Raw genomic sequence first — 15559 nt, forward strand, 5'->3', positions numbered from 1 at the left:
AGGGTTCATCCCTGAACCCGGTTCCCTGGTGATGGCAAAGCGTGTCTCAGCGGATGCTGAGGTATGAAATAAGCGTAGACGGGAAATTTATAGCAACAAAATTATTTTTCGGTTCAGGCATTTTTTGATGCATATAACCGGTAATGCGGCTTTTACAATGTCTATTAATACACATTCTAATGAATTGAACATGTAAAAATAATAATCCACGAAGTTACAGTGGTTATTTTGCAAGGCGTTGTACACCTTGCAGTATCCGTCATTTTCTCTTTTACGCGCCATTTCCAACGGCGATTATATCCACTGAGCGATATATTCCGGCTCCACCGGACGTGAGAAGAAATAGCCCTGCGCCTCATCACAGCCAAACTCCAGCAGCAGACGGGCGGTTTCGGCATCCTCCACGCCTTCCGCGAGCACCACGTAATCCAGCTCCTTAAGCATCTGGATAACGTTACGCACGATGATCTGACTGCTGCGCTCCTGCGCGATGCTCGAGGTGAGCGAGCGGTCGAGCTTGATGATGTCGATTGGAATCCGGCGCAGGTAGTTGATGTTGCTGTAACCCGCACCGAAGTCGTCAAGCAGGATCTTAAAGCCGCGCAGTTTGAGCATATCCATTTCACTGAGCGCGGTTTCGCTCTCCAGCGCCTTTTCAGTCTCCAGACATTCAATACGAATATCGTTTGTTGAAAGCCCGGCGCGCAGCACGCGCTCTTCCAGCGCATCGGCAAAACCGCGGCGGGAGAGATCGCTGACGCTGATATTGACTGAGAGCGGCAGGGTGACGCCCTCTTTGCGCCATTTCTGGAGCTGTTGCAGCGCCGCGCCAATCACCCATTGCGTTATCTCTTCCATCAGGCTGGTATTTTGCGCGAGCGGAATAAACACGCCCGGCGGGATATCGCCGCGGGTCGGGTGACGCCAGCGGAGCAGCGCTTCCGCGCCGACCGCCCGGTTAGTGCTGAGCTTAATTTTGGGCTGATACATCAAATAGAGCCCGCGGTTTTTGGCGATACTCTCGCTGAGATCGTGCAGTAGCTGGAAATCAACGTTGCGCTTCTCATCGCGCTCAGCGTCAAAGGCCATATGGCGCTTGTTAAGCCAGATAGCTTCATGCACGGCGCTGATGGCGCGACGCAGCGCCTCATTGGGCGTGGTTTTCTCCGGCTGCCAGGCCACTTCACCTGCAAAGATATTGAGCCGGATATTGATGCCCTGCAGCATGCGCGCGTTCACCAGCGGCAGCACCGCGGCGTTGCGGCGAATGGCTTTTTGATTGCGCGTTTTTAAAAGCAGCGCGTAGCGGCCTGTCGCCACGTTATAGAGCACGGTGTCGCTTTTCAGCCGTAGCTTCATGCGCAGTAACGGGCCGAGATCGTTAAGTAGCGTCTCAAGCGCCGGCATGCCAAGCGAGCGCGCCAGTTCATAGGCGGTCGGCATGTCGATGCAGTCGAAAATCATTAGCGTGTAGCGCTCAGTACTGCCGCTCTCACACAGCCGCTCCATATCGGCCAACAGTTTCTGACGGTTCGGCAGGCGGGTGACAGGATCTAAAAATCCGACCGCGTTTAAGGTTTCAAGCCAGGCGCCGGTCAGCCCGGCAATCAGCGAGAGCGTGCGGGCGCGCTCGTCGTTAAACGGCTGCGCCACGGTATCCGTCATGCCGATAATGCCGGTCAGGCTGCCGTCACGCGTGCGCAGCGGTGCCAGCGCGTAGAACCGTACGTCAGGCGAGGCGATGACCAGCGGGTGCTGATGTGCCTGCGCGTCAAGTGTGGTATCGCTGCACCACACCGGCTCATTTTGGGGGCATAACGGCTGCGTTAAGACTGCCGCATCGACCTGGAGCGGCTCAGGATGTGCCAGATGTACGGGCAGGCCCGCTTTATCCACCACGGCGATAAAACAGCCCGGAATGCCGAGCGCGAGGCTGGCAAGCCTTGCAAATTGCAGCAGAACCGGGTCCTGATGTCCGTGCTTTCCCCGGAGCATATCCAGGGCTGCCATGCGTCTGGCATCTTTTCTGTCGATGTGGCTAAACATAGGGTGCTACCTTCAAGCACGGCTTCTTTTAGGGCGCTAACGCCTCGGGGCTCTGACGGTCAACGCGGGCGTTGGGTTATCTGCATCATCGGCAAGGGGACGCGGAGCTTTAACGCTATGTGCGCGTTTCTCCACGCGTTAAACCGGCGCAGCCTCGCGGAACCTCCAGCAGACGCTGACAACGACTGCGGCCGTCAGGCTCAGAAATAGCGGCGCGCTGGCCACTTCATACAGGCAAAACACCACCAGGCGATGATATTCAGGCCCGGCAGCGTCAGTAACAGCGCCATCGACCAGCCGAAGCCCGCGCGCGTGGCGATTTTGTAAGAAGGGATAAAAATCAGCAGCCAGACCATAAAGGCCAGCGCCAGCGTGGGTATTCCAGGCAGCATAACGTTCTTCCCCGTCCATTTTCAGAAGGTTATCGGCAGGCGAGGGGAGAAGTTGAGAATTTTCTGAAAGCTATCAGCGAACGGCAAGCACCGTCAGCGGCGCGCGCAGCATGGTAAAGAGCTGAAACTGACTGGCGTCGGAGACATCGCGCAGCACATCGCCGTTGCGGTAGACCAGATTTTTGATATGCCCGAGCTGACGCCACACCACTATCGCTGAGGCGATAAGCGAACAGTTCTGTTCCGTCTGAATACACTCAAGCGTGGCGTACTGTGATTCATCCAGTTGATTAATAAAGACCTGTAGCGCATCGGCAGGAATAATGGCTTTGATGTCATCGAGCATAACGTCGCTGACGGCATGGGAAAGACGTAACGTAACGCGCGTGGTTCTCATTGCGACAGACTGGCCCTGAGTTGTAAAATTTATGGGTAGGCTGACGTTAACACATCGCGCGCAGATTTGATTCATCCTTGTTTACAGCAGGGATACAGTGAAGCAGATCAAGTTTTTCTGCGCGACGGCCCGTACGGACACTTGATCTGCGTCATAAAAAATCGCATATTGCGACCGCCTTCTCAGTATGGATACGCAATCATGACGCTCTATCAACATATGCTCGTGTTTTACGCCGTCATGGCGGCAATCGCGGCGCTCATTACCTTTTTTATCGCCAAAGACAAAACCAGCATTAAGCTGCTTTGCGCGACGCTTATCGGCGCGACCTGGCCGATGAGTTTCCCTGTCGCCCTGCTGGTGGCGCTGTTTTAATCCTCAACGGCATCGCTTCGGCTTGAAATTCCTGCGCAATGTATCACCATAAAGCCAGTTGAATCACCGGAGCGAATTATGCTGCCTGAAAATTATCCCTCCCGTAGCGATGCGGAAAAACGCTTGCTGGCGGTGAACGCCGCCCTTGAACTGATCAAAGCCTCTGTGGCGGCCCCGAATGGTTATGAAGGGCGCGATAAGCTTGCCAAAGATATCGAATATACACGTCACCACCTGGCTGAACTGGCGGACGCCATTCAGGCCGCGCTGGAAAGCCGTTGAGCGCACGCGGCGACGTTGAACTGAACATCAGGAGATACGATGGAGGCCATTAAAGGCTCTGAAGTCAATGTGCCGGACGCGGTCATCGCCTGGCTGCTGGACGGCCACGGTGGCGTGAAACCATTGCAGGATGACGCTGTTATCGATAAAGACCATCCCTGCTGGCTGCATCTGAACTATGCCAACCCGGAAAGCGCGCAGTGGCTCACTGAGACGCCGCTGCTGCCGAATCTGGTGCGCGACGCGCTGGCGGGCGAAAGCCTGCGCCCGCGCGTCACCCGCATGGGCGACGGCACACTGATTACGCTGCGCTGCATCAACGGCAGCACCGATGAACGGCCCGACCAGCTGGTGGCGATGCGGCTTTACATCGACGAGCGGCTTATCGTCTCCACGCGCCAGCGTAAAGTACTGGCGCTCGACGATATTATTCACGACCTCAACGAGGGCAGCGGCCCCGCGGATGTCGGCGGCTGGCTGGTAGACGCCTGCGATGCGCTGACTGACCACGCCAGCGAGTTTATCGAAGAGCTGCACGACAAAATCATCGATCTCGAAGACAACCTGCTCGAAGAGATCGTGCCGCCGCGTGGTGTGCTGGCGCTGCTTCGCAAGCAACTGATTGTGATGCGGCGTTATATGTCGCCGCAGCGCGATGTTTTTTCCCGCCTCGCCAGCGAGCGTTTTAGCTGGATGACGGACGATCACCGCCGCCGCATGCAGGATATCGCCGACCGTCTTGGCCGCGGCCTGGATGAAATCGATGCCTGCATCGCGCGTACCGCGGTCATGGCCGATGAGATTTCCCAGACGATGCAGGAGTCGCTGTCGCGGCGCAGTTACACGATGTCGCTGATGGCAATGGTCTTTTTGCCCAGCACGTTTCTCACCGGCCTGTTTGGCGTCAACCTCGGCGGTATTCCCGGCGGCGGCTGGCATCTTGGGTTTAGCGTGTTTTGCGTGGCGCTGGTGCTGCTGATCGGCGGTGTTACGTGGTGGTTACATCGAAGTAAATGGTTGTAAAAAAACGTATTTCGAGCGAGAACTGAACGAAAAATCCTCACGACTTTGAGCGATATCAAGAAATGGTACGTCGTTTCACGGCATCATTCTTGTCGCAGGTGAATGCAACGTCAAGCGATGGGCGTTGCGCTCCATATTGTCTTACTTCCTTTTTTGAATTACTGCATAGCACAATTGATTCGTACGATGCCGACTTGTTTAAGTCGGCTTTTTTTGCCTGCGTTTTACCCTCTGCATACTGGCGCACCCGCGCCGCGCTTTTCCCTTCTGTGACGCATCTTCTACGCTTAAGGTATCTGCCACGTAAAGAGGAAGCGACATGCAACATCTCTATCAGACCCGCATGAGCGATCCGGTGCCCATCGATCCCGTACCGGTGCCGGACCCGATCCCAACGCCGCAGCCCGTGCCCGATCCGCCATCACCCGACCCGCGCCCTATCGACGACCCACCGCCGCACATGCGCTAAGCGCAAAAAAAAGCCCTCCGCGGGGAGGGCTTCAGGCTTATTTGATTTCCAGCACGTCGAGGCGCTGCATCGGTGGTGCCGCGTCATCTTCCGGTGTCCAGCCCGCAGGCATCATCGGGATCTCTTCGCGGTCGAACGCCAGATCGCCGCCGTTCACCACCTCAGAGCCGTGATGAATACCTTTGAAATCGAACAGTTCGGTGTCGCAGAGGTGCGACGGCACCACGTTCTGCATCGCGCTGAACATGGTTTCGATACGGCCCGGATAGCGTTTATCCCAGTCGCGCAGCATATCGGCGATCACCTGGCGCTGCAGATTGGGCTGTGAGCCGCACAGGTTGCACGGGATAATCGGGAAGCCTTTCGCCTGCGAGAAACGCTCAATATCTTTTTCACGGCAGTAGGCGAGCGGGCGAATCACAATGTGCTTACCGTCATCGCTCATCAGCTTCGGCGGCATGCCTTTCATTTTGCCGCCGTAAAACATGTTCAGGAACAGCGTTTGCAGAATGTCGTCACGGTGATGGCCGAGCGCGATTTTGGTCGCGCCAAGCTCGGTCGCGGTGCGGTAAAGAATGCCGCGGCGCAGGCGTGAGCAGAGCGAGCAGGTAGTTTTCCCCTCCGGGATCTTCTCTTTGACGATCCCATAGGTATTTTCCTCAACGATTTTATATTCCACGCCAAGCGATGACAGATACTCCGGCAGGATATGCTCCGGAAAGCCCGGCTGTTTCTGGTCCAGATTCACCGCCACCAGCGAAAAGTTAACCGGCGCGCTCTGCTGCAAATTGCGCAGAATTTCCAGCATTGTGTAGCTGTCTTTACCGCCGGAGAGGCAGACCATAATCCGGTCGCCTTCTTCAATCATGTTGTAATCGGCGATGGCCTCTCCGACATTGCGGCGCAGGCGCTTCTGCAATTTGTTGAGGTTGTACTGCTCTTTTTTGCTAATTTCTTGAATTTCAGACATTTAAAAGTGGCTCAGTTCTGCGTTGCGGCGCGCCCTGGCGGATTGCCCGGCGCGCGAATTCACCGTTGGCTTGCCCGCGCCCGGCGGATATCGCCGCTTGCGCCAGCAGGCCCGAATATTGTTCCTGTGCGTGGCGTGTATGGTACGGATTACCGCGACGAATACCAGCGCGTTTTACACCGCACACCCCTGTTTTGAAGCCGTAACATTTTGCTGCCACACTGAGAAAGACCGCATGCCGGGCTGTGGAGCCAGCGGCAGGGGAAAACCAACACGGGAGGGGCTATGCGTCTGGCGTCTTATAACGTAGAAAACCTGTTCGATCGCGCGCGCGTCATGTCGCAGAGTAGCTGGTCGCAGGGGCGGCCGGTGCTGGAAAAGTTCGCACGGCTGAATGAACTGCTCGGCGAAATCACCTACAGCGAGGCCAGTAAAAAAGAGATGGTGAAGCTGATGGTGGCGCTCGGGCTTGAGAAATCAGACACCGGGCCGTTTGTCATTTTGCGTCGCAACCGTGGCAACCTGCTGAAACGCCCGCGTAGTGGCGGTATCGAGATTATCGCCAGCGGCCGCGCCGACTGGGTCGGCTCGCTTGAACTTATCGAATCGCCGGTCGATGAAGTCGCCATGCGCATCACCGCGAAAGTGATGAGCGATCTTAACGCCGATGTCCTGGCGGTGGTGGAGGCGGAGAGCCGTCCGGCGCTGGCGGCGTTTAACCAGGAAATTATCGCGGCGCTCGGCGGCGAGCCGTTTCGTCACGTCATGGTCATCGACGGCAACGACACCCGCGGTATTGACGTTGGCCTGCTTACCGGCGCGAATTATCCCATCGGCCTGATGCGCAGCCACGTGGACGATCGCGACGCGCGCGGCCAGCTGATTTTTTCGCGCGACTGCCCGGAATATTCGGTGCCGCTGAAAAGCGGCGACACGCTGTGGGTGATGGTGAACCACCTGAAAAGTAAAGGCTACGGCGGCAAAGCGGAGTCCGACGCCAGGCGTAAAGCGCAGGCGCAGCGGGTGGCGGAAATCTACAAGGCGCGCCGCGATGCCGGCGAGCAGTTTATTGCGATTGCGGGCGATTTCAACGACACGCCAGAGAGCGACGCCCTGGCACCGCTGCTCAAAGAGACCGATTTGCGCGATGCTTTCACGCACCCGGCGTTCGATAACGGCGGATACCCCGGCACCTGGGGCAACAGCGCCAAAAACAACAAGCTCGATTACATTTTGCTGTCGCCCGCGCTCTGGGAGCGCGTCACCGCAGGCGGCGTTATCCGCAAAGGCATGTGGCCCGGCGAGCGGCCGGTAAAATGGGAGGTTTACCCGGAGCTGAAAAAACCGCAGCAGGCTGGCTCCGATCACGCAGCACTGTGGGTGGATCTTAATATCTGAACGCGACGAATTTATAGCCGGGCCTGCACAATGACGCGCTGGCCCGGATTTATCCGCGTTTTCTCATCGGGTGAAAGAATAATAAAAGCCAGCACGCCACGCGTTATATTTTTCTCTTTTTATAGTCGAATTATTTACCGCTAACCTACTGTCATATAAAACGTTATTGGTGTTCCTATCCGCCTCGTTAATAACGCGCCTGGCGTGCTTTCAATCCGCAAAAATAACCCCCCGCAGCGGATAAAAATTACCCGTGTGGTTTCCCGCTTCGCTTGCATAAATATCTCGTCAACTATACTGAAACCTGATTTCATCGTTGGCGCTGATAAGCGTCAGGTTCCTGAAACCCGGATGTCTTTCGCGTTTTAAAGGCGCGAAATGAAAAGAAACAGGAGAACAAACCATGACGACACGTCCACAACCGCCATTCCCGGAACAGCAGCAGAATGTCCCTGGCAGCACCACCAAAATGCAGCCGCAGCCCGATCACGGCGAAACCAGCTACAAGGGCTCAGGCCGTCTCACCGGTAAAGCCGCCATCATTACCGGCGGTGATTCCGGCATTGGCCGCGCGGTCGCCATCGCGTATGCCCGCGAAGGGGCCGATGTGCTTATTTCGTATCTCGATGAGCATGACGATGCCAAAGACACCGCGCGTCTCGTGGAAGAGGCGGGCCGCAAAGCGGTGCTGGTGCCCGGCGATATCACCGACGCCGCTCACTGCCGCGCGCTGGTGCAAAAAGCCGCCGATGAATTCGGCAAAATCGATATCGTGGTCAACAACGCGGCGTTCCAGATGACACGCGATTCGCTGGATGAAATCAGCGATGAAGAGTTCGACCGCACCATGAAAACCAACCTCTACGGCATGTTCTGGATCTGCAAAGCGGCCGTGCCGCATATGCCCGCGGGCGGCTCAATCATCAATACCGCCTCGGTCAACGCCGACCAGCCGAAGCCGAAGCTCATCGCGTATTCCGCCACCAAAGCGGCTATCGTGAACTTCTCCGGCAGCCTGGCCGCATTGCTTGCCGAAAAAGGCATTCGCGCGAACGCCGTCGCACCCGGCCCCATCTGGACGCCGCTGATTCCGTCCACCATGCCGCCGGAACAGGTCAAGGAATTCGGCAGCCAGGTGCCGCTGGCGCGTGCCGGTCAGCCTGCTGAGCTGGCACCGGTTTATGTCATGCTGGCAAGCGACGAGGCAAGCTACGTCTCCGGCGCGACCGTCGCCGTCACGGGCGGCCAGGCGGTTATCTGATAAAAAAGGAGAGAGGGATGCTCAACTATCCGCTGACGCTGACGACGCCGCTTGCAACCCACATTTTTGGCGGCACGCGCATCAAAACGCAGCTCGGTAAGGCGGAACTGCCGGAATCGCGCATCGCGGAAACCTGGGAGGTGAGCGACGTCGACGGCATGATAGCGACCGTCACCAATGGCGAATACGCTGGCATGTCGTTGCGTGAGCTGGCGACCCGTTATCCCGATGAACTGGTCGCGCCAGGCTGGCGCGGCCCGTACTTTCCGCTGCTGAGCAAATTTATCGACGGCAGCGGCATGCTGCCGGTGCATCTGCACGCTAACGACGACATCGCGCAGCGCCTGGAAAACCAGCCGAATGGCAAAACCGAGGCCTGGCATATTCTCTGGGCCGCACCCGGCGCGACCTGCCTTGTCGGTATCAAAACCGGCGTCAAAAAAGAGGCGATCCGCGAGGCGTTACTGGCGGGCGATTATGACCGCGTCATGTACCGCCTGCCGCTCAAAACCGGCGATACGATCTATGTGCCGGGCGGGCAGTTGCACTCCTTCGGGCCGGATACGCTTATCTATGAGATCGAGCAGACGTCTGATATTCAGCAGCATGCGATGCCGTGGAATATGGAAGATGGCTCGCCAGTGCCGCCTGACGAGCAGGCGCGTAACATCGATAAACTGCTGGAAGAATTGCGCCCCGAACTGCTGACCCAGCCGCAGCGCGGGCTGGTGCTGGAGGAGTGCGAGGCCGTCCAGCGTCTGCTGTGCTGCGCAGGTCCTTATTTCGCGCTGGAGCGCTGGCGCTTCGATACCTGCTACGACTACCACTTCTCCTCGGTGCGTATTGTCACCAATATCGGCGAGCCGGTGACGATTCACACGCCTGGTAACGCGGTGATGACGCTTGAGCGCGCGCAGAGCGTGATTCTGCCCGCCGCGCTCGGCGAGGCGGAGTTTTGCGGCAAAGGGGAGTTGCTGGTGAGTTACGTGCCGGATCTGGCGCAGGAGATTGTCGCGCCGCTGCGCGCGGCAGGCTACCCGCAGACGGCCATTGACGCGCTTGGCGATATCAGCGGACGCCTGCGCTAGCGCGCTGTTTTTCAAGCCGCCGGTAAAGCGTACTGCGCGAGACGCCAAGCTTACGCGCCGCAAGGCTCATGTTACCGTTCACGCTCTGCAAGATGGCGTCCACATCCGGCGCAGCGTTCTCTGAAGGCTGCGCCGGTGCTTTATGCCCGTCCACAGAACAATAGGGGGGCGGCAGGTCATTTAACGTGACAACGTCACCATCGTCCGCCAGCGCCAGCAACACTTTCAGCAGGCTCGCAAGCTGGCGCACGTTTCCCGGCCACGGCAGACGCGCGATATGCTCAACCAGATCGGCAGACAGCGTGACGCCGCGGCGCGCCCCGCCCAGCTCCTGCCACAGCCGCTGGACAAAACGCGGCAGCGCGGGCCACTCGCGCAGCGGCGGAATGCGCAGCCGGTACTCTTCAATCCGGTAAAAGAGATCTTCGCGAAACGCCCCGCGCGCCACCATCTCGTCCAGCGGACGGTGGGTCGCGCAGATAAGCGTAAAGGTCACCGGTACGGCGCGGGTGCCGCCGAGCGGCACCACTTTTTTCTCCTGCAACACCCGCAACAGGCGGGTCTGCATGGCAAGCGGCATATCGCCAATTTCATCCAGAAACAGCACGCCGCCGTCGGCTTCGCGGATTTTACCGATATAGCCGCGGCTGCTGGCACCGGTAAACGCGCCGGGCTGGTAGCCAAAAAGTTCCGACTCAATCAGTTGCTCGGGCAGCGCGGCACAGTTAATGGCGACGAACGGGCCGTCGCGCCACTGGCTCTGCTGATGCAGGCGGCGGCTCAGGTGTTCTTTGCCGCAGCCGGTTTCGCCGGTAATGCACAGCGCGATGCCCGCGTTCAGCAGGCGCAGCGCTTTGGCGGTTTCAACGCCGCTCTCTTCTTCCTGCGAAATCGCGGGATACGCGGCCCAGACGCGCCGCGCCGGAAGCTGACGGCGGGTGTGGTAGCGGCGCTGGTTAATGGCGGTAAGGGCGGTGTCATCACTTGCAGGCAACGCCTGCGGGAACAGCGCATCAAGCGAAAGCGTGCCGATATGCGCGGTGGAAAGCTTGAATTCATCCATCGCCAGTTTATTGGCGGCCACCAGCCGGTTATCGCGGAACGCCAGCAGCAACTCCTGTGCCGAGCCGAGCGCGGCAGGATCGGTGTGCAGGCGCAGCAGCCACTGCTGGGCGTCAAGCTGCGCGATAACCCAGTCGTGCTCCAGCTGGCGCACGGCCTGACGCATCAGGCGGCCTGCCTCGGCCACGGGCTGCCGTGCAGGCGTGGAGAGATCCAACACGCCCGCGATTTGCCCGTCCGGGCGAAACACCGGCACGCCGTAGCAGTAAAGCCCGGCGTTCTGATTGAGGAAATGCTGGCTGCCGTGGACCTCGCACGGCGCGTGCAGCGCCAGCGCCGTGCCGATGGCGTTCGTGCCGCGCGCGTGTTCGCCCCACAGATTACCGGGCGCGAGCGCCACGCGCTGCGCCTTATGCAGAAACTGATTATTGCCGAAGGTATCCAGCACAAGGCCGGTATCGTCCGTGGCGACCACAACCGACGGCGCGCGGCTCAGGCTCTCACCGAGCCGCTGCATCAGCGGGCGGGCGAGCGTTTTCAGCCAGCCGTGTTGCGATCGCGCCTCTTCAAGCAGGGCGCGGCTGACAAACGAGGTGGCGTCATCGTCGCGGGTCAGCCCGTAGCGCTGGCTGCGCTGCCAGGAGTCATTCAGCAGACACGGAAAAGACAGGTCGTCGCAGTACGGCGTTAAGCCTGCGGAGGTCAACGAGGCGCTGTGCGGCATGGCATTCTCCGGGTGGGTATATATGTTTCAAATATGTAGCATTTTGGTGTCGCATGTGTTGCGACACATGACACAGTTCCGCGACATTTTCCGTGTCCCGTGTCTGCCCTGCGCGCCGACGATTCAAAAACCTCGATCTTAACCGATTGTTTATAAAGGTTTAATGGAGATTTTTCACCCAGCTCACCACTCTGGCATAAGACCTGCTTTTCTCTGTGCGCCGCACAGATAACTGTGCTTAACCGATTGTCGCTACACTGAGGAATCTGCCATGAAATATGCTCACCCCGGTCAGCCTGGTGCACTCGTTAGCTTTAAACAGCGTTATGGAAACTTTATTGGCGGTCAGTTTGTCGAGCCTGTCGAAGGTCAATATTTCATTAACACCACGCCGGTGACGGGCGCGGTGGTGGCGGAGTTCCCGCGTTCGGGCGCAGCCGATATTGAGCGCGCGCTGGACGCGGCCCATGCCGCAGCGCCCGCGTGGGGCAAAACCAGCGTACAGGAGCGCTCGAACCTGCTGCTGGCCATCGCCGATCGCATGGCGGGCCATATCGAACAATTAGCGCTCACCGAGAGTTGGGATAACGGTAAACCGATTCGCGAAACGCTGAACGCCGATATTCCGCTGGCGGTCGACCACTTCCGTTATTTCGCCGGTTGTCTGCGCGCCCAGGAGGGCAGCGTCGCGGAAATCGATCAGCACACCGTCGCGTATCACATTTATGAGCCGCTCGGCGTGGTCGGGCAGATAATCCCGTGGAACTTCCCGATCCTGATGGCGGCGTGGAAGCTTGCGCCTGCGCTGGCGGCGGGCAACTGCGTGGTGCTCAAGCCTGCGGAACAGACGCCGCTTGGCATTTCTGTGCTGATGGAGCTGGTTGGCGATCTGCTGCCGCCGGGCGTGGTGAACGTGGTGCACGGCTTCGGGCAGGAGGCGGGCGAGGCGCTCGCGCGCAGTAAACGCATCGAGAAAATCGCGTTTACCGGCTCGACGCCGGTCGGGCGGCATATACTGGCCTGCGCGGCGGAAAATATTATCCCCAGCACCGTCGAGCTTGGCGGAAAGTCGCCTAATATTTACTTTGCCGACATTATGCAGGCAGAGCCTGAATTTATCGAAAAAGCGGCCGAAGGGCTGATTCTGGGCTTCTTTAACCAGGGGGAAGTGTGCACCTGTCCGTCCCGCGCCCTGATTCAGGAATCGATTTACGAACCCTTTATGGAACGTGTGCTGGCGCGTATGGCCAACATTCGTAAAGGCGACCCCTATGACACTGACACCATGATTGGCGCGCAGGCCTCTCAGGAGCAGTTCGACAAAATTCTCTCTTACATCGATATCGCGCGCGGCGAGGGCGGCCAGATCCTCGCGGGCGGCTCGCGTGTGAACCACGGCGCGGCGCTCGAGAAGGGCTTCTATATTGAGCCAACGCTGATCAAAGGCGAAAACGAGATGCGCTTCTTCCAGGAAGAGATCTTCGGGCCGGTTATCGGCATCACCACTTTTAAAGACGCTGACGAGGCGCTGAAACTGGCTAACGCCACGGAATTTGGTCTTGGCGCGGGCGTCTGGACGCGTGATACCAATCTCGCGTGGCGCATGGGTCGCGAAATCAAAGCGGGCCGCGTCTGGACCAACTGCTACCACCTCTATCCGGCGCATGCCGCGTTCGGCGGCTACAAGAATTCCGGCATTGGCCGCGAAACCCATAAAAAAGCGCTGGAGCATTACCAGCAGGTGAAAAATGTGCTGGTCAGCTATGACATTCAGCCTCTGAACCTTTTCTGATCCATCCGAACGACCCGTTAACGAGGTAACTGATGAAAGTGATGAAAATGAAAGCGGCCGTGGTCAAGGCCTTCGGGCAGCCGCTGGAGATCCAGGAAGTGCTGGTGCCGGAAGTCACACCAGGTAAAGTGCTGGTAAAAATCGCGGCGACCGGCGTGTGTCATACCGATCTCCACGCGGCGGAAGGTGACTGGCCGGTGAAGCCGAACCCGCCATTTATTCCGGGCCATGAAGGCGTGGGGCATGTCGTGGCGGTCGGCCAGGGCGTGACGCACATTAAAGAGGGGGATCGCGTGGGCGTGCCGTGGCTCTATTCCGCCTGCGGGCACTGCGAACACTGTCTCGGGGGCTGGGAAACGCTTTGTCACAGCCAGCAAAACTCAGGCTATTCGGTTAATGGGAGCTTTGCCGAGTATTGTCTGGCAGACGCCAATTATGTGGGCATCCTGCCGGATAACGTCGAGTTTACCCATATCGCGCCGATCCTCTGTGCGGGGGTGACGGTTTATAAAGGGCTGAAAATGACCGACACCAAACCGGGCGACTGGGTGGTGATTTCCGGCATCGGCGGGTTAGGGCATCTGGCGATTCAGTACGCCAACGCGATGGGGCTGAACGTGGCGGCGGTGGATATTGATAACGATAAGCTGGAGTTTGCGAAACGCCTCGGCGCGCAGGTGACGGCCAACGCGCTGGACGTCGATCCGGGCAGCTATTTCCATGACACTTTCGGCGGCGCGCACGGCGTACTGGTGACGGCGGTGTCGCCAAAAGCGTTCGCCCAAGCGACCACCATGATGCGCCGCGGCGGTACAATGGTGCTGAACGGCCTGCCGCCGGGTAAATTCGATCTCTCTATCTTTGATATGGTGCTGGACGGCACCACGGTGCGCGGCTCGATTGTCGGTACGCGTAAAGATCTCCAGGAGGCGCTTGATTTCGCGGGTCATAATAAAGTAGCGGCGGAAATTGCGGTCGAGCCGCTGGAGAATATCAACGATATTTTCGACCGTATGCGTAACGGGAAAATTACCGGTCGCATCGTGGTGGATATGTCGCTGTAAAAATAAGCGCCGCAGGGAGGCGGCGCTTATTACATCTCATTCTGATGAGTATCATCTGTCATTGTACTTTCATAAATAATCACGTTGCGTCATTGCATCCATATGGTCAGGTTGCAGGCCAAAATATTTCTCATTAAGGTGTGGGTTTTTCTGACTCAAGGAAAGGTCATGTTCGGCTTATTGCATAAACTACCGTGGCAGATGCCTGCGCTTATTCTCTTCTGGTGTATTAACTGGTTTATTACGATTTTTCTTCTGGCCGTGGCGAATAAAACCCATCACCCGTCGCTCATCGGTGCAGCCATCTGGTTTAATATGCTGTGGGTGTGTGCGTATATTATCGATTATTACGGACGCACGGCGTTTCATACTCAGGAGCGCAAACGTCTGAAGGGTTTCCTGCCGCGCAAGCAGTACAGCAAAATGAAAGCCTCGGTGTCGTTGTCTCGTACCGCCATGCTTACTATCTCCGTAAGCTTTTTACTGGCGGTCGCGCATGCCCCTGGCATTATCGTCTGGTCTCTGGTGGCTGCCTCTTGCTTTTTCGGCGCGGGCAGCCTGACGCTCTCTTATCTGTTTTGCCTTTCGGTCCTCTCCCCGCGCGCCGCGTCGTTACTGAGCAAAGCACTGACGCTGCTGCTGGCGCTGGTGCTGTTTTTTGCCAGAATGATCGCCAGCGGCACGTTGCTTGAATCCTGGGATATTTCTGCGGCACTACTCCCGTATACCACCTGGTCTCTGACATTATTTTTTGCGGCATTCATTGTGGTAAATATTGCCTATGTCGTTGTGATTGTGATTGCAGGCGTAATGGAGGCGAACCTGAAAAAACGCAAGAAACTCGCCAAACTCTCTGTGGACAGTCAGTATATATTTGTCGTGGTATTTACCTGCATTCTGTCGGGATTAATGATAGCGAATGTCCGCACCCTGGGCGGCGCGTTATTAAATTACTTTTATCAGTTTGATACCCGCACGACGTTTCGCTGCGGCGATCGCTACCAGACGATTTATGAACTTGGCGACAAGGCGCGTTATTTAGCGGTGGGGGAAAATCAGTACCGTGGGTTTTTCCTGAAAGACGGGGATTTACACGGCGTGGCGGTGAAATGCACGACCGGCGATAAATTTACCTGGTATCGGGTATTAAGCCGCGAGGAGCTTGGCGAAAACGCCCCTGCCAAAAACAGGGGCGATGAAAAAGATAAGCGCTAAA

15 protein-coding genes are annotated in these 15559 nt (G+C 57.7%); 10 read left to right on the top strand and 5 right to left on the bottom strand.

Annotation, left to right across the window (positions count from 1 at the left end; translation table 11 throughout):
• Positions 1-294: 294 nt before the first annotated feature.
• From G6041_RS04525 to G6041_RS04535, 3 genes are all read right to left on the bottom strand, one after another.
• Entirely contained in the window at positions 295-2046 is a 1752-nt protein-coding gene (locus tag G6041_RS04525; protein ID WP_004387316.1) for a sensor domain-containing diguanylate cyclase, read from the bottom strand.
• 200 nt (positions 2047-2246) lie between these two features.
• Complete coding sequence (locus G6041_RS04530; RefSeq protein WP_004387317.1) at positions 2247-2438, bottom strand: hypothetical protein; 192 nt, start codon at positions 2436-2438, stop codon at positions 2247-2249.
• Between the two features lie 73 nt (positions 2439-2511).
• Positions 2512-2835, bottom strand: a complete 324-nt coding sequence (locus G6041_RS04535) for a hypothetical protein (RefSeq protein ID WP_004387318.1) — start codon at positions 2833-2835, stop codon at positions 2512-2514.
• Between the two features lie 201 nt (positions 2836-3036).
• On the opposite strand from G6041_RS04535, the gene G6041_RS04540 reads away from it, so the two are divergent.
• The 4 genes from G6041_RS04540 to G6041_RS04555 all read left to right on the top strand — a co-directional run bounded on the left by G6041_RS04540 (position 3037) and on the right by G6041_RS04555 (position 4984).
• A complete protein-coding gene (locus G6041_RS04540) occupies positions 3037-3210 on the top strand; it encodes a GhoT/OrtT family toxin (protein WP_004387319.1) in 174 nt (57 codons plus the stop codon).
• Positions 3211-3288: 78 nt separating this feature from the next.
• Complete coding sequence (locus G6041_RS04545) at positions 3289-3492, top strand: hypothetical protein (RefSeq protein ID WP_004387320.1); 204 nt, start codon at positions 3289-3291, stop codon at positions 3490-3492.
• A 39-nt stretch (positions 3493-3531) separates the two neighbouring features.
• Positions 3532-4515 carry a zinc transporter ZntB gene (gene zntB, locus G6041_RS04550; protein WP_004387321.1) on the top strand — a complete coding sequence of 328 codons (984 nt, stop codon included), beginning with the start codon at positions 3532-3534 and terminating at the stop codon, positions 4513-4515.
• Positions 4516-4834: 319 nt separating this feature from the next.
• Complete coding sequence (locus G6041_RS04555) at positions 4835-4984, top strand: hypothetical protein (protein ID WP_004387322.1); 150 nt, start codon at positions 4835-4837, stop codon at positions 4982-4984.
• 37 nt (positions 4985-5021) lie between these two features.
• Here G6041_RS04555 and ttcA read toward each other — a convergent pair whose 3' ends face one another.
• Positions 5022-5954 carry a tRNA 2-thiocytidine(32) synthetase TtcA gene (gene ttcA, locus G6041_RS04560; protein WP_012124649.1) on the bottom strand — a complete coding sequence of 311 codons (933 nt, stop codon included), beginning with the start codon at positions 5952-5954 and terminating at the stop codon, positions 5022-5024.
• Positions 5955-6239: 285 nt separating this feature from the next.
• Between ttcA and G6041_RS04565 the strand changes: the two genes are divergently transcribed.
• The 3 genes from G6041_RS04565 to G6041_RS04575 all read left to right on the top strand — a co-directional run bounded on the left by G6041_RS04565 (position 6240) and on the right by G6041_RS04575 (position 9701).
• Complete coding sequence (locus G6041_RS04565; RefSeq protein WP_012124651.1) at positions 6240-7352, top strand: endonuclease/exonuclease/phosphatase family protein; 1113 nt, start codon at positions 6240-6242, stop codon at positions 7350-7352.
• A gap of 403 nt (positions 7353-7755) precedes the next feature.
• Positions 7756-8613, top strand: coding sequence for an SDR family oxidoreductase (locus G6041_RS04570; RefSeq protein WP_014728788.1), 858 nt, complete (start codon positions 7756-7758; stop codon positions 8611-8613).
• A 17-nt stretch (positions 8614-8630) separates the two neighbouring features.
• Positions 8631-9701, top strand: a complete 1071-nt coding sequence (locus tag G6041_RS04575; RefSeq protein ID WP_012124654.1) for a class I mannose-6-phosphate isomerase — start codon at positions 8631-8633, stop codon at positions 9699-9701.
• Here the strand turns inward: G6041_RS04575 and G6041_RS04580 are convergent.
• Positions 9682-11487 (bottom strand): sigma-54-dependent Fis family transcriptional regulator, encoded by a 1806-nt coding sequence (locus G6041_RS04580; RefSeq protein ID WP_012124655.1) that lies wholly within the window; start codon positions 11485-11487, stop codon positions 9682-9684. The genes G6041_RS04575 and G6041_RS04580 overlap by 20 nt on opposite strands.
• A 271-nt stretch (positions 11488-11758) precedes the next feature.
• Between G6041_RS04580 and exaC the strand changes: the two genes are divergently transcribed.
• The 3 genes from exaC (at position 11759) to G6041_RS04595 (ending at position 15558) form a co-directional block, all read left to right on the top strand.
• Positions 11759-13279 (top strand): acetaldehyde dehydrogenase ExaC, encoded by a 1521-nt coding sequence (exaC, locus tag G6041_RS04585; protein ID WP_012124656.1) that lies wholly within the window; start codon positions 11759-11761, stop codon positions 13277-13279.
• A gap of 32 nt (positions 13280-13311) precedes the next feature.
• A complete protein-coding gene (adhP, locus tag G6041_RS04590) occupies positions 13312-14343 on the top strand; it encodes an alcohol dehydrogenase AdhP (RefSeq protein ID WP_015386688.1) in 1032 nt (343 codons plus the stop codon).
• 168 nt (positions 14344-14511) lie between these two features.
• The gene (locus tag G6041_RS04595) at positions 14512-15558 is read left to right on the top strand and encodes a hypothetical protein (protein WP_041460492.1); all 1047 of its coding nucleotides are present in this window, start codon (positions 14512-14514) and stop codon (positions 15556-15558) included.
• Position 15559: the final 1 nt, after the last annotated feature.

Source organism: Cronobacter sp. HA18003 (assembly GCF_011605905.1).
GTDB lineage: Bacteria > Pseudomonadota > Gammaproteobacteria > Enterobacterales > Enterobacteriaceae > Cronobacter > Cronobacter sakazakii.

What these genes read in the sequence shown, in the direction of transcription:
- G6041_RS04580 (WP_012124655.1), bottom strand. Translation starts at nt 11,487, where the DNA reads ATGCCGCACAGCGCCTCGTTGACCTCCGCAGGCTTAACGCCGTACTGC.
- ttcA (WP_012124649.1), bottom strand. Translation starts at nt 5,954, where the DNA reads ATGTCTGAAATTCAAGAAATTAGCAAAAAAGAGCAGTACAACCTCAAC.
- G6041_RS04595 (WP_041460492.1), top strand. Translation starts at nt 14,512, where the DNA reads ATGTTCGGCTTATTGCATAAACTACCGTGGCAGATGCCTGCGCTTATT.
- G6041_RS04530 (WP_004387317.1), bottom strand. Translation starts at nt 2,438, where the DNA reads ATGCTGCCTGGAATACCCACGCTGGCGCTGGCCTTTATGGTCTGGCTG.
- zntB (WP_004387321.1), top strand. Translation starts at nt 3,532, where the DNA reads ATGGAGGCCATTAAAGGCTCTGAAGTCAATGTGCCGGACGCGGTCATC.
- G6041_RS04570 (WP_014728788.1), top strand. Translation starts at nt 7,756, where the DNA reads ATGACGACACGTCCACAACCGCCATTCCCGGAACAGCAGCAGAATGTC.
- G6041_RS04540 (WP_004387319.1), top strand. Translation starts at nt 3,037, where the DNA reads ATGACGCTCTATCAACATATGCTCGTGTTTTACGCCGTCATGGCGGCA.
- G6041_RS04525 (WP_004387316.1), bottom strand. Translation starts at nt 2,046, where the DNA reads ATGTTTAGCCACATCGACAGAAAAGATGCCAGACGCATGGCAGCCCTG.
- G6041_RS04535 (WP_004387318.1), bottom strand. Translation starts at nt 2,835, where the DNA reads ATGAGAACCACGCGCGTTACGTTACGTCTTTCCCATGCCGTCAGCGAC.
- G6041_RS04555 (WP_004387322.1), top strand. Translation starts at nt 4,835, where the DNA reads ATGCAACATCTCTATCAGACCCGCATGAGCGATCCGGTGCCCATCGAT.
- adhP (WP_015386688.1), top strand. Translation starts at nt 13,312, where the DNA reads ATGAAAGTGATGAAAATGAAAGCGGCCGTGGTCAAGGCCTTCGGGCAG.
- G6041_RS04545 (WP_004387320.1), top strand. Translation starts at nt 3,289, where the DNA reads ATGCTGCCTGAAAATTATCCCTCCCGTAGCGATGCGGAAAAACGCTTG.
- exaC (WP_012124656.1), top strand. Translation starts at nt 11,759, where the DNA reads ATGAAATATGCTCACCCCGGTCAGCCTGGTGCACTCGTTAGCTTTAAA.
- G6041_RS04565 (WP_012124651.1), top strand. Translation starts at nt 6,240, where the DNA reads ATGCGTCTGGCGTCTTATAACGTAGAAAACCTGTTCGATCGCGCGCGC.
- G6041_RS04575 (WP_012124654.1), top strand. Translation starts at nt 8,631, where the DNA reads ATGCTCAACTATCCGCTGACGCTGACGACGCCGCTTGCAACCCACATT.